This is a genomic window from Rothia terrae (genome assembly GCF_012396615.1).
Taxonomy (GTDB): domain Bacteria; phylum Actinomycetota; class Actinomycetes; order Actinomycetales; family Micrococcaceae; genus Rothia; species Rothia terrae.
Map to the genome: position 1 here is coordinate 48,676 of NZ_JAAXPV010000007.1, position 13,500 is coordinate 62,175.

11 protein-coding genes are annotated in these 13,500 nt (G+C 55.0%); 1 reads left to right on the top strand and 10 read right to left on the bottom strand.

All coding sequences use genetic code 11. From position 1 onward, the window contains the following. Positions 1-65 precede the first annotated feature (65 nt). Entirely contained in the window at positions 66-743 is a 678-nt protein-coding gene (locus HF984_RS05210) for a uracil-DNA glycosylase (RefSeq protein ID WP_168614627.1), read from the top strand. 74 nt (positions 744-817) lie between these two features. Here the strand turns inward: HF984_RS05210 and HF984_RS05215 are convergent, their stop codons facing one another. The 10 genes from HF984_RS05215 to HF984_RS05260 all read right to left on the bottom strand — a co-directional run bounded on the left by HF984_RS05215 (position 818) and on the right by HF984_RS05260 (position 13,479). Further along, complete coding sequence (locus tag HF984_RS05215; RefSeq protein ID WP_168614628.1) at positions 818-2,560, bottom strand: threonine/serine exporter family protein; 1,743 nt, start codon at positions 2,558-2,560, stop codon at positions 818-820. Then, on the bottom strand, positions 2,557-4,641 hold the full coding sequence (locus tag HF984_RS11480) for a threonine/serine exporter family protein (protein WP_168614629.1): 2,085 nt from the start codon (positions 4,639-4,641) through the stop codon (positions 2,557-2,559). Before HF984_RS11480 ends, HF984_RS05215 begins: the two co-directional genes overlap by 4 nt. 167 nt (positions 4,642-4,808) lie before the next feature. Next, positions 4,809-5,909 (bottom strand): lipid II:glycine glycyltransferase FemX, encoded by a 1,101-nt coding sequence (locus tag HF984_RS05225; protein WP_168614630.1) that lies wholly within the window; start codon positions 5,907-5,909, stop codon positions 4,809-4,811. A gap of 282 nt (positions 5,910-6,191) precedes the next feature. Further along, the gene (locus HF984_RS05230; RefSeq protein ID WP_168614631.1) at positions 6,192-6,470 is read right to left on the bottom strand and encodes an HPr family phosphocarrier protein; all 279 of its coding nucleotides are present in this window, start codon (positions 6,468-6,470) and stop codon (positions 6,192-6,194) included. 125 nt (positions 6,471-6,595) lie between these two features. Then, positions 6,596-8,293 (bottom strand): phosphoenolpyruvate--protein phosphotransferase, encoded by a 1,698-nt coding sequence (gene ptsP / locus HF984_RS05235; protein WP_168614632.1) that lies wholly within the window; start codon positions 8,291-8,293, stop codon positions 6,596-6,598. 47 nt (positions 8,294-8,340) lie between these two features. Then, the gene (locus tag HF984_RS05240; RefSeq protein ID WP_168614633.1) at positions 8,341-10,482 is read right to left on the bottom strand and encodes a PTS fructose transporter subunit IIABC; all 2,142 of its coding nucleotides are present in this window, start codon (positions 10,480-10,482) and stop codon (positions 8,341-8,343) included. 69 nt (positions 10,483-10,551) lie between these two features. Beyond that, positions 10,552-11,514: a 1-phosphofructokinase family hexose kinase gene (locus tag HF984_RS05245; protein WP_168614634.1), complete on the bottom strand. Its 963-nt coding sequence runs from the start codon at positions 11,512-11,514 to the stop codon at positions 10,552-10,554. Beyond that, on the bottom strand, positions 11,511-12,302 hold the full coding sequence (locus HF984_RS05250; RefSeq protein WP_168614635.1) for a DeoR/GlpR family DNA-binding transcription regulator: 792 nt from the start codon (positions 12,300-12,302) through the stop codon (positions 11,511-11,513). Before HF984_RS05250 ends, HF984_RS05245 begins: the two co-directional genes overlap by 4 nt. Before the next feature lie 98 nt (positions 12,303-12,400). Next, positions 12,401-12,877: a VanZ family protein gene (locus HF984_RS05255; RefSeq protein WP_168614636.1), complete on the bottom strand. Its 477-nt coding sequence runs from the start codon at positions 12,875-12,877 to the stop codon at positions 12,401-12,403. Then, complete coding sequence (locus HF984_RS05260; RefSeq protein WP_168614637.1) at positions 12,877-13,479, bottom strand: histidine phosphatase family protein; 603 nt, start codon at positions 13,477-13,479, stop codon at positions 12,877-12,879. The genes HF984_RS05255 and HF984_RS05260 overlap by 1 nt, the downstream gene beginning before the upstream one ends. Positions 13,480-13,500: the final 21 nt, after the last annotated feature.

The following is a 13,500-nucleotide window of genomic DNA, read 5'->3' on the forward strand; positions in this document are numbered from 1 at the left end:
GGCAACCTCATCTAGGTATGATCGTGTGCATACTTACTGTAGTACGAAGGGTAAAAGTTTTTTCCATGCCAGCACAACCGCTTAACGACATCATGGCAGAAGACTGGGCGCAGGCACTCGCCCCCGTCGAAGAGAACATTCGGGCAATGGGCAACTTTCTCCGCGCAGAACATGCCGCCGGACGCCAAACGCTCCCACCAGCGTCCAACATTTTCAGAGCCTTTGAGCGCCCCATGAAAGACGTTAAAGTCCTCATCATCGGACAGGACCCCTACCCCACCCCGGGTCACGCTGTTGGGCTGTCGTTCTCGGTCGAACGTCATGTTCGTCCCGTACCGCGTTCACTGCAGAACATTTACAAAGAACTTCAGTCTGACCTGGGCATCGATGTTGCTGAGCATGGCGACCTCAGCGCGTGGAGCGACCAGGGCATCATGCTGCTCAACAGGGTGCTCTCCGTCGAAGCAGGCAACGCCGGCTCGCACCGCAATAAAGGCTGGGAAACCATCACCACCTGCGCGATCTCAGCCCTCGCTGAACGCGGCACTCCCCTCGTCGGTATTTTGTGGGGACGCGACGCCCGCAACTGCCGCCAGCTCATCAGCAACTATCCGGTGGTTGAGTCGGCGCATCCTTCGCCGCTCAGCGCATCCCGCGGATTCTTCGGCTCAAAGCCGTTCTCACGCACCAACGAGCTACTCGTGCAACAGGGCGCTCAGCCGGTGAACTGGCAGCTGAGTTAGAGAGCAGCACATAGACGGCGTACAAGAGGGCGGACGCTGCCACCGAGCGTCCGCCCTCTTGCCTCCCCGCATTGTTAGCGGTCGAAGGTAGCCAGCCGCACAGCGCGCGCACTGTCTCTAGCGGCTCGCCATTGAATGAGGTACTGCATCAGGTAGCCGCCCAACACAACACCGCCGGCTAGAGCAACAATCGTCGATAAAGCAGAGACAATTCCCGCAACACCGGCAGTGGGATCAGATGAGACGCTAAAGGCATAGAAGCCCTTGAAGAAGGTCAGGCCGGGGAGCAGAAACATAATGCCGGGAACCGCAAATATAGCTCTCGGGGAATGTAACCTGTTGGCAAGATAAGCACTTACAGCACCCACCGTCAACGCCGCAAGAACCGTATTGACTCGGCTCATCTCAGCTCCTGTAAACGTGCTGTAACCATAATAAACAGCCTGCCCCAAGCCCGAAATCACAACGACCCAGCCCATGTTGGCAAGCGTCCCATGCACCACAGAGGCACACATGACGCTACCAATAATCATGCCGGCAATACTCATCCATAGAGGCGGTGGATTAAACACTACAGCCTGCACGTCAATCTCGGTGGCACCCAAATACCCCATCACCTCGGTAGCAGTGGCAATGCCGATAATCAGTCCCAAAAAGGTCATCGCGGTTGAAACCATTTTACCGGCAGAGGTCAGCGGAAAACCGTTAATCGCGTCCTGAACCGATGACACCAAAAAGAAGGTCGGCATAAACATCATCAGCCCACCACCGATGACGTGCGGGGCAGAAACCACAAAGCCTACATCACCAAAGAACAATGAATAGTCACTGATATACAGTGCTAGACCCGTCATCACACCGGCGTTGATAATCATACGGAAAAATCCAGGCAACCCGAATTTAGCGGCCCACTGCCCCGTCGTATGTAAAACAAGAAATACGAACACGGCAACCAGTGCACCGCGCCAGCTACCACCCACACCAAAGGTAAAACTCGCAGCCATTAGCAGGTTGAACAGCAATACCTTAAACGGCGAGTTCAACTTGGGAGTGTCATTAATTTCTTGTAAACGCTTCTGCGCTTTCTCACGCGGCAATCCCTGCTCGGTGATGCTGTGAATCAGTTTGTAGACCTGAGACAGCGCGGCGTAGTTTTCAGACATCGAGCGCATCACGCGCACCGCAGTGTGGCTAAACCTAAGATCATCGGTGGTCTGAGTAAACGGCGAGTAGCTACCGCGATCCACGTCAGACACATAGTTGAGAATAATCGACTGGTTCGTCACGTTTGCTTCGACGTTCTCGAGCCCGTAGGCCGCGCAAACACCCACGATGGCAGCGTCAACGTCCATCGCATCGGCACCGTAATGAAACATGGTCTCGGCAAGGCGAACCGTAAAGTTCAAAACGTCGCGAGCCTGTTCTTTTTCTTGGACAAAGCCTTCGCGACGAATCTGCGCGCGCACCGAAAACTGTTTTTGAGCAACACGCGCCAGCCCTCGAATCGGCGCTGTCGGTGTTTGGTCACCCCTCATCCACTGCGCAAACTGTGTTCGAGGTTTACGGGCCGGGACGGGCGCAGGCACAGCCGAGGGGTAGGAAGCCTGCGGCAACTCGCCCTCAGTGGTGACGGACGGTGTTGAAAACTCGTGAAGAGCTACCGGAGTCTCAAATTCCGCGGCCGCTTCTGCTACCTCATCAGCCGTTGCGGAAATCCCCTGAGCCAGCGGCAGAGAAACCTCTTGACCGAACGCAGACACGGGGCCGGTGTTCTGAGGTGAGTTCTCAAAGGGATGAGCCGACGGGTGTGAGCTCATCGATCAAGAACCTGGGTGTTTTCTTCGTTGGTTCGGGCAGGTTTAAAGGTTTGAACGAGGTACTGGGTGATGTAGCCGCCCAGCACAACACCCGATGCCATCGACAGGATAATTGCCATTGCCGCGATAATTCCGGGAACGCCCAGCGCCGAATTGGATTCCACGGTAAACGAATACAAACCGCGGAAGATTGAAAGACCGGGCAACAGGAAGGTCAGTGACGGAATTGAAAATATAGCCTGCGGGGCATGAAAGCGATGCGCGAGATACATACTCAAAAGACCGACCACAAAGGCAGCAACAGCAGTATTACCGCGTCCGCTACCCGTACCGAAGACGGCGGTGAAACCGTGGTACGTTAGCAGGCCAGCCAATGTAACAGCCATAATCCACATCAAAGTACTCTTACGTGCCTGCGTGGTAATACCTATTGCCAACGTACCAATCATCATGAAGGTAATGTTGATCAGCGGGGCAGGAAATTCAAAAGCACTTTGCGAAACATCCAGAGGCTGTGCGCCCACAAACCCCAACGCCGTCACGCCCGTTGCTAGACCAACCACAAGCCCTAAGAAGGACATACCGGTAGAAACCAACCTACCTGCAGCCGTCAGCGGGAACCCGTTGATAGCGTCCTGCACCGACGACACCAATTTGAAGGTGGGCACCAGCATAATCAAACCGGCAGCCACAATATGCGGCGCCGAAACCGGCAGGCCAACCCTCGTCAAGAACGAATTCTCATCACCTAAAGATATAGCCGCAAAGGTAATAAAGGCGGCGCTAGCGGCCATATGGAAGAAGCTCGGCATCTGTAGCTTGCTCAAGAACTGATCAAGAAAATAGACGCACAAGAAGAGAATCAGCGACACAACACCGGCTCGCCAGCTACCACCAATACCGATGGTCAACGCACCCGCGGCAACCGCGTTGCCTAACAGAACAACCAGCGGCGGGTACAGCTTTTTCGCGTTGTTAATCTTTTGCAGCTGTTTATCGGCCTGCTCACGCGTCAGACCTTCTTCGGTAATCGAATGAATAAGCTTGTAAATATCGGCAAGCGCCGCGTAGTTCTCAGACCACGAACGCACCACGCGCACCACGGTGTGGCTAAAGCGTTCGATGGACGCAGAGGATCGAGCGTTGACGCCCTCGGAGCTAAAGACGTCATCGATGTCTGAGACGTAGTTGATAATCACTGACTGGTTAGTGATATCCACTTCGACATCGTCCAAACCGTAGGCGGCACAAACTGCAACAATGGCGGAGTCAACGTCCATGGCGTCTGCGCCATAATGGAACATGATCTCTGACAGGCGCAGAGTAAAGTTCAGTACTTCGCGGGCTTCTTCTTTCTCACGAACATAGCGTTCGCGGTGACGACGCGAAGACAGCGCAAATTGACGCTGCGAAATACGCTCCAACCCACGAATGGGGCGGGTTAGCGACTTATCTGCCTGAACAAAGGACTTCAGCGAAGATTTAACACGGGACACCGGCTTGTGCGCGGGAGTGACCGTGGGGATGCTGATGGTCGCGGGAGCGACAGAGGGGTAGGACGCTTGCTGGATGCCCTGCGATGAGGCAACCGGTAGCGTAGTGGTTGCCAGCGGAATTGCGGATGTCAGCGGTGCTATTTCGTTGACCGGGCTCGCTGCGGGTTCGAAGGGGCTGGAGACAGGATCAGCTGGTGCGGTGGGACTAACAGGTAGCTCAGGCGCCGTACCGAAAGCCTGCGTGGTGTCTTCTGCAGGCTTTTCAGTCTCCGTTTGCGTGAGCAGGTACTCTCGCAGTGAAGGATCTTTGACCTGCGACATTGAGATCGCGGGCAGTCCTTGCCCAAACGCATCCGCCGCCGAGACCGAATCGCTATCTGCAGGAGCAAACGCATCAGTCGCGTCCTCGCTCGTTACAGCAGGCGAAGGCTCTACAGCCGCTGGGGCGGGCTCAGTTACCAGCTGACGTGGCAAAACATCGGTAGACCCAAAAGCACCGAATGCAGAGGTAGAAGCGCTCGTACTCTGCTCAAAAGCAGAAGGGTACGCTTTTTGCTGCAGTTCAGTCTTTTCTGCAGGACTCACGATGTTGCCGGCCTCCTTCTGCTGACGCAACGCCTCACACGGTTGAAAAATGACTCCGACGGTTGCCGTACTTATCTTTTATCAATATAAAAGATGAAGACGCAACCGCCGAAGCCTATTTCTAAGATACTTTGATACACCTGCACAGCAAGCGCTTAGATCTTTGCTTAGTAGAAAGGCTGACCAGTCTTACGAACCCACAGCTGGCGCATAACCTTCTCAGCGAAGTTGGTCCACAGTTTGTACTTAGCGGGTGAAATAACCTGATCGTAGACACCCACAAAATCTACAACGTTCTTAGTGAATGATGTCTTGAACAGGCCCAAACCGTAGTAGTTGTGCTCCTTGTTCTTCAGCTGATCGCTCGGCGGAGTACCGCAGAAATCATATTCTACGATTCCGTGTTCCTTCATAAGGTCGGTCAGAGCGGTCCACTGAACCTGGTGCGAATCGCCGTACTGCTTACGACGCGGCTTTGAACCGCCATCCTTGTAGGTGCCCTTATTGCCGTAGTTAATAACGTAGGCGCCCACTGAAGGCTCACCGTCTTCGTAGGTGAAGTACAGGCGTCCCTGACCAGCCTTTTCGAAGGTGGTCCAGAAATCACGGTAGTAGTCGAATGAACGCAGGTTCACATTAGCAGTACCCTGGCCGACGGTGTCCATGAGAGCGTACATCTTGCGCATGTTCTCTTCGGTCAGCTCGACGCGGGTTACTTCGCAACCTTCGCGCAGTGAACGGCGCACAGCATTGCGGCCGCGTGAGCTCAACGACTTCAAAACGTCGTCTTCACTCTTGTTGGTATCAAGAATCGCGGTGGAATCATTGGGCTGAATGTTGAATGACTTCACCAAGCCGGTGCGTGCCAAGAACGCGTTCGTTGACTCAGAAGCCACGATATCCGGCTCGATCTTTACTGCAAATACGCCAAGCTTGTTCTCTTCAATGAACTTCTTGTTCGCATCCAAAATCTCGGGGATTTCCTCAACGCTGTATACGTCGGGGCCCTTAATCATGTACCAGATTTTGCCGACACCGGGAACAGCTTTTTCAAGCACCAGGTTGTAGCTGGTGAAAGGCGCCTGTTCACCTTCACGTACAGTAGTGCCCTCGTAGACAAGGTACAGCGGCTTCCAGCCGTGCTTAGCTTTTACTGCTGCGAAGGACGCCGACTGCAGCAGGTTGCCGCCATTAGGGTTCGCGGTGACGTGGGAATCCCACTCCGCGATTTCTTCTGCGGTTGCAAAGCGTGCGGTAAATTCTCGCAAGGAGCCTCAACTCTATCTTTCAGGCGCACTCTCAATGCGCGGTACATTTGCTCTCCCACAAGTTTAGCGATGATACCGGCAGGTTTACAGCTTTCACGCGCGTGAGCTACACGTTATCGTTCATACCCCTTACTTTTGGCGTCCTGTGGATGCGGATTGGCGGGTTCGCTAGATACCGTACGCAGCACCGCTGTAGTGCGGCCAAGCTTGGGCATAAAAATATCGCCCCGGCTCTCACATCCTTGCGGGAGCCGGGGCGATACTAACCGATAGAGCTAAGAATTACTCAGCGTCGTGGTCGGTTTCGAGGATCTTGACGAGGGAGTCAAGTGCTTCTTCAGCACCTTCACCTTCAGCGCGCAGAACAACCTTGTCGCCGTGCTTTGCACCGAGCGACATTAGTGAGAGGATTGACGCTGCGTCCATAGCCTCGTCTGCGGGCTCGCCTTCAGCTGCGATGGTTACCTCAACGGGCAGGTCGCCTGCTGCTTCTGCGAAGATAGCTGCGGGGCGTGCGTGCAGGCCAACGCGGCTTGCGATGGTGGCAATACGTTCTGCCATGATGATTCTCCTTTATGGGAATGTTGTGGAATATGTTCTTCCACTATCGAGTCTAAAGCAGGTTTCGCACATTTTGGGTACGAAACCACGCCTTTTTGACTCACATTACAAAGTGTTTTTAGTGTTTACAGACCGAGTTCATCCAGAACAGGGAGCATGTCGCGAGCTGCTGCCTTAGCCTCAGCTGATGAGATCTGTGACAGAGCCTCAACCGCAATCTGCTGCGCCTTTTCCTTGGTAACGCTCTTGAGAACCGCTGAAACCGCTGCGATAGCGCCAGCGTTCATCGAGAGGGTATCTACACCAAGACCAACCAGAACAACTGCCAGAGCCGGATCAGCTGCAGCTTCACCACAAACCGAAACGTACTTCTTGGTACCGGTTGCGGTGGATGCGCGGCGTGCACCCTCAACAGTCAGCTTGATCATCTTGAGAACAGCGGGCTGCCAGGGGTTGTTCAGGTGAGCGAGATCGCCGAGCAGTCGGTCTGCTGCCATGGTGTACTGGGTGAGGTCGTTGGTACCGATTGACACGAAGTCAACTTCGCCCAAGATAGCTTCAGCGTTGACAGCTGCAGCCGGGGTCTCAACCATAACACCGCGGGTTTCCAAGCCAACTTCCTTGAGCATGTTCGCAAAGTTGCGAGCCTCGGAGGTGGTTGAAATCATCGGAGCCATAACCCAGATGTCAGCGTCTGAACCCTCTGATGCCTTCTTGATTGCCTCAAGCTGGCGGGTCAGAACACCGGGAACGGTCCAGTCGGTACGGAAGCCACGAACACCGAGTGCGGGGTTCTCTTCTTCCTTAGTGTTCAAGAACGGCAGGGGCTTGTCAGCACCAGCGTCCAGGGTACGAACGACAATGTGCTTACCGGGAAAAGCGTCAAAGACTGACTTGTAGGTTTCAGCCTGGGTTTCCACTGAAGGCTCAGCGTCGTAGCCCAAGAAGCCGAACTCGGTGCGGAGCAGACCAACACCTTCAGCCTTAAGGCCGGCAGCCTTTTCAGCGGACTTGCCGTCGCCAACGTTTGCGTACAGCGGCACGTGGGTGCCATCTGCCAGAACGCCTTCGCCGTCGAAGTCAGCCAGGGGCTTGCGGTTAGCGTACTTTTCAGCAGCTTCGCGGTCTTCGTCGGTGGGCTCAGTGTTAACAACGCCCTCGTTGGAGTCAACGTAAACAATGGTGCCGTTTTCAATTTCAGTAACACCCTTTGCCGCAACGATTGCAGGCAGACCAAGGCCGCGAGCAAGAATTGCGGTGTGAGCCTGAGGACCACCGTCTGAGGTAATCAAAGCGATAACCTGCTCGGGGTTCAAGGTTGCGGTATCTGCCGGAGCAAGATCAATCGCTGCCAGAACGAAAGGCTCATCTGAGGTAGGAATACCGGGGGTGGGCTGGCCGGTCAGCTCTGCAACGATGCGTGCGCGAACGTCGTAGATATCGGTCACGCGCTCAGCCATGTAGCCGCCCAGTGCCTGCATCTGGTCTGCGAATGAAGTCGCTGCTTCCCAAATAGCGCGCTCGGGAGCTACACCCTGGTTCTCAACGAGCTTGATAGCGCCCTTGAGCAGTGCGCGGTCGGTTGCCATCTGAGAAGTTGACTTCAAAACAGCTTTACCGTCGCGAGAAGCGTGTTCAGCACGATCCAGCAGATCAGCCTTTACAGCCTCAGCTGCTGCCTTGATGCGTTCTGCAGCCTGCTCACCGGTTTCGTTCGGGTTGAGCTTGAGGTTAGCTGCCGGTTCGCCGATGGGCTCGGGCATCTGAAGAACGGGGCCAATAACGCGGCCTGCGTAGACGCCTACGCCTTTATAAGTAGTCATGTGCTTATCCTTTGACAGATTGTCGTTGCCTAAATTCTACAAGAGATTTAGGCGTCTACTTTGTTCTTGGAGCGTGCACTCTTGAGTGCGATGTACACAAGAGCGGTGACAACAGTACCGGCGATGACCGATACAAGGAACATAGGAATGTTGGTTGCAAGACCGATAATCCAGATACCACCGTGCGGGGCAGGTGATGCAACGCCCGATGCCATGGAGATTGCGCCAGCTACAGCTGAGCCTGCCATGGATGCGGGGATGACGCGAGCGGGGTCTGCAGTCATGAAGGGAATCGCGCCTTCAGAGATGAAGGATGCGCCGAGCAACCATGCTGCCTTGCCGTTTTCGCGTTCGGGTTGGGTGAAGAGCTTACCGCGCAGGGTGGTAGCAAGTGCCATACCCAGCGGAGGGGTCATGCCGGCGATAATAACGGCTGCCATGATTTCGCGTGATGCATCGGTGTTAGCTGCAAGACCAGCGGTTGCAAAGAGGTAGGCTGCCTTGTTGACGGGGCCACCCAGGTCGAAGCCCATCATGAGGCCGAGGATGATACCCAGAAGAACTGCGCTGGTGCCGCTCATGGAGGTCAACCAGTTGTTCAGTGAAGTGGTAATCCACGCGATGGGGCCACCGAGAATCAGAAGCATCAGACCTGCTGAGAACAGGGTTGCAATCAGCGGAATAATAACAACGGGCATCATAGAGCCGAGCCAGCGCGGTAGCTTGAGCTGCTGCAACCAGTAAGCGCAAAGACCAGCAAGAAGACCGGCGACGATACCGCCAATGAAGCCGCCACCAACGGTAACAGCGATAGAACCGGCGATGAAACCGGGTGCAATACCGGGACGCTGTGCCAAACCGTATGCGATGTAAGCAGCGAGTGCCGGAATCATGAGGCCAAGACCGGTTGAACCGATGGTGTGCAAAGCTGCACCCAGGTAGAGGCTCAGCGGAACACCCTGCAGGTTGAACAGACTACGGCCTGATTCACCGTTGAGGTCAAGGATTGCCTTGGGGTCTACTTCGCCCAAGTTAGGCATGGTGATGGCCTCGAGCATGAAGCCGATTGCCAAGATGATACCCGCCGCAGCAACGAAGGGAATCATGTAAGAGACACCGGACATCAGCGCCTTGTAGATGCGCTTGCCCCATGAACCGTTTTCATCAGCGGAATCAGCGGTTTCTGAGGCAGCACCCGCGCCCGATACACGACGACCTGAGGGGTTATCGGCTTCTGCCAGAGCGTTCTTAATGAGCTGCTCGGGTTCATCGATACCGCGCTTGACGGGTACCTCAACGTAGGGCTTGCCCGCAAAACGCTCGCGTCCACGAACGGGAACGTCAACAGCGAAGACAACGGCGTCAGCAGCGTCAATGTCAGTCTGAGTGAGCTTGTCACCACCGGAAGAACCCTGCGGCTCTACCTTGAAGTCAACGCCCATGTCTTCAGCGGCATATGTCAGGCCGTCTGCTGCCATGTAGGTGTGCGCGATGCCGGTGGGGCATGCGGTGATAGCTACAACCTTACGACGTGCGCCAGAAGCTACGGGGGTTGCGTTCGCCTCGGTGGATGCTACGCCCGCGGTGTTATCGGCAGTGTGAGTATCTGCGTTAGCACCTGCTGCAACAGAACCCGCAGCCACAGATGCGGCACCGGCAGTAGCAGCGCCAGCCGAGGTAGTTGAGGGTGACTGCTGGGCAGCTGCCTGCTCAGCGGTGCGCTCAGAACCATCAGCGTTAACGCCGAGGGCATCATTCACCAAATCTACGACTTCCTGCTCAGTCTGAGCTTCGCGTAAAGCCTTAGTGAAAGACTTCTTCATCAGTGAGCGAGCCATCTTCGACAGAATTTTCAGGTGAGCCTGATCGCCATCTGCAGGAGCAGCAATGAAGAAAATAAGGTCGGCTGCGCCGTCCTTAGCACCAAAATCAACGCCGGGGTTAGGACGGGCCATCGCCAGTGTCGGTTCGGTAACTGCCTCGCTACGGCAGTGAGGAATCGCAATACCACCGGGAATACCGGTATCGGTCTTTGATTCACGTGCTTTTGCGTCCGAGTACAGTGTTTCAAAACTGTGCGCGCGACCAGCATTCACAACGGATGTCACCAGGTGTTCAATCACGTTAAAACGTGATTCACCGAGGTTCTTGTCGAGCGTGACAAGATCCGCAGTGATAAGTGCAGACATGTGCTCCTCCTTAGAAGATGTCTCTCATAGGGGTGGTGCGCGCACAAAGACGCGCGAAAGATTGAAGTTTTACAGCGACAGCTCGCGTACCGTGACGGCCTCGGGAGTTGTCTGGGCAAGGGTGGGCACCTGAGTGCCGGGCAAAGATGCAGCAGCTGAGCCGTGTGCAACTGCCTGAATCAGGCAATCCACGGGAGCTTTACCCTGCTCGCTTGCAATCAGGTAACCTGCCAACGATGAATCGCCCGCGCCCACAGTGGAACGCACCTTTACGGGAGCGTGCTGAGCGTGCCAAGCACCGTCTTTAGTCACCAGAACTGCGCCCTTGCCGCCCAAGGTCGCCAAGACAACATCGATGCCGCGCTCCACAAGTTCGCGCGCAGTGCGGGCAGTAAGTTCAGGGTTGCCTTCTAGCTCATCGGCTGCCTCGGGACGGCCAACGAGCTCCGCAAGCTCCTCAGCGTTGGGCTTGATGAGGTTGGGCATACCGTCCTGACCGTTGACCGCATCGCGCAACGCAGCGCCAGAGGTATCAACAGCAATAGAGGGTGCCTTCTCCCCCAGTGCCTCGCGGATAGCGCGACCAACAACGGAGTAGTAATCGCTCGGGATACCGGGAGGCAAGGAGCCAGCTAGAACCAGCCACGATGCGTCCTGAGTCTCCTGGATCAGAAGACGAGTGAGCTGCTGCTGGGCAACATCATTCAGCGGAGTACCCGGCGCATTGATCTTGGTGGTGGTGCCATCGGGCTCAACAATGGTGATGTTGGAGCGAATGGGCTCGCCAGTTGGCAAGTTCTCGCACGCAACATTGTCTTCAGCCAGGCGCACCAACACAGCGTCGGTATCATCACCGGGCAAAACGGCGGTGGTTTCAAACCCTGAGTTCTGAAGCGCACGAGAAATATTGACGCCCTTGCCACCCGGGTCTTCAACAGCACGCTCAGCACGGATAACTGCATCGCGGGTGAGAACGCCGGGAATCTCTACAGTGCGGTCCATGCTCGGATTCGCGGTTAGTGTAACAATCATGCGATGAGCACCTCTACATTTGATTCTTCGAGGGCAGCAGCAAGCTCGCCCTCCGGGGCTTTATCGGTGATGAGGGTATCGATATCCTCAAGACCTGCAAAACGAACGAGTGACTCTTGAGCGAACTTGGCAGAATCGCACAGAAGAACAACTCGGCGCGCTGATTTTACGATTGCTGTTTTCACGATTGCCTCGTTCAATCCCGGGGTGCTAAGACCAAATTCGGGATCGAGACCGTTCACGCCGATGAAAGCGATGTCGGGTCGAATCGTTGAAAAATGCTCAGCAGCGCGCGCGCCCACTGCTGCCCACGTCATCTTGCGTAGTTGCCCGCCCACGAGGTCAAGGACGACGCCGTCCGCCTCTGCAAGCTTGACAGCAATGTGCAGAGCGTGGGTAATAATCAGGCGATCAGCACCTGACTTTAAACTGAAATTTTCACTCGCGATACGGTCGGCAAGAATCTCGATAGTGGTACCGGCGTCCAAGACAACAGCGCCAACATCTGAGTCTCGCAACAGCTCGTATGCCTTATGAGCGATACGCTGCTTCTCGGGTGTGTTCATGCTCTGGCGTAGAGCTATTGAAGATTCAACCGAGGTGGACTGTTCAACAGTTACAGCACCACCGTGCACACGACGTAACTTGCCCTCAGACTCTAAAGCGGCCAAGTCACGACGCACGGTTTCCATCGTGACTTCGTATCGTCGTGCCAAATCAGCACCGTTAACGCGTCGAGCGGAAGCTACGAGCTTCGCTATTTCAGCACGGCGTTCTTCAGCGAACATGAAACTACCTTTTGTGTGGAGTTTGACCTTTAGAGCGGTCCTTATACATTTGATTTTATGTGGGTTTTTGTTGTTCAGTCAATGCGAAGCGCGCTGATTTAACCTTTTCTTGGTTGCGTTTTTCGCGGATTATGTTGTTTTTTCACTCGAGTTCTTAAGCTATTGAGCACCCACGCCAATAAAGCTCCTACGAGCGCACCCAAAGTATTGGCCATGATATCCCACCAGGAACTTGTTCGCTCCGGCATAAAAAACTGTACTGACTCGATAAATACAGAAGCACAAAAACCACACACGGCGGCTATAAAACGCAACCGCGCGGGCAACACAAAAAACAACAAGAAACCAAACGGAACGAACATCACCACGTTGGAGAGCCATTCGATACTCGAATAGTCCACCCATCCCGGTAAAAATCCTTCGGCGCGTCCTCGATCGATAAAATCAACCAGCGCACCGCCAGCGGCATTGTCATCGACGTGAGCTGGCCAGAACACGACAAAAACTAGCGCTATCGCATAGAGCGATAACGCTAGATGAAGCATTTTTTGAGGTCGAGGTAACGACGCTGCCACTAGACCTTCAGCATCGGTTCGTTATCGACGTCCCACGCGAACAGACCGTCCAGCGGCATATCATGAGGAATCGCGTTTTCGATGGGCGAAGGTACTTCTGCTCCGCGGGCTGCTGAGAGAGTACGACGAATTAGGCTGCCGTGCGATACAGCAATGACGCGTTTTCCCGGGTAGTCACGCACGATTTGGCGCAGGGTGCGAACGCCGCGGGTAAAGACATCGCGTTCTGGCTCAACGCCGCTGTAGAACTTTTCTGGATGCGCGCGTTGCTCAGCGGGAATATCAAGCCCCTCCGCCTCGCCGTAGGAACGCTCTTCAAGACCGGGGTAAGTGCGGTCAACTTCTAGCCCGAAGTAGCTGCCAATAACCTGCGCGGTTTCGTATGCACGAGACAGCGGTGAAGAAACCAGCACATCGAATTCAAAACCCTCTTCAACCAGCTTTTTGCCGGTTTCATGGGCTTGTTCGCGTCCTCGATCATTCAGCGGGATATCGCTGGAGCCCTGCATCTTCTTCGCTTTGTTCCAGTCTGTCTGACCGTGGCGAATCACTAGCAGGGCGCCGCCGCCTAAATCTTTGGTCAGTTCTTCAGCTCGTACCATGTGTTCTTTCCTTCTACGCGT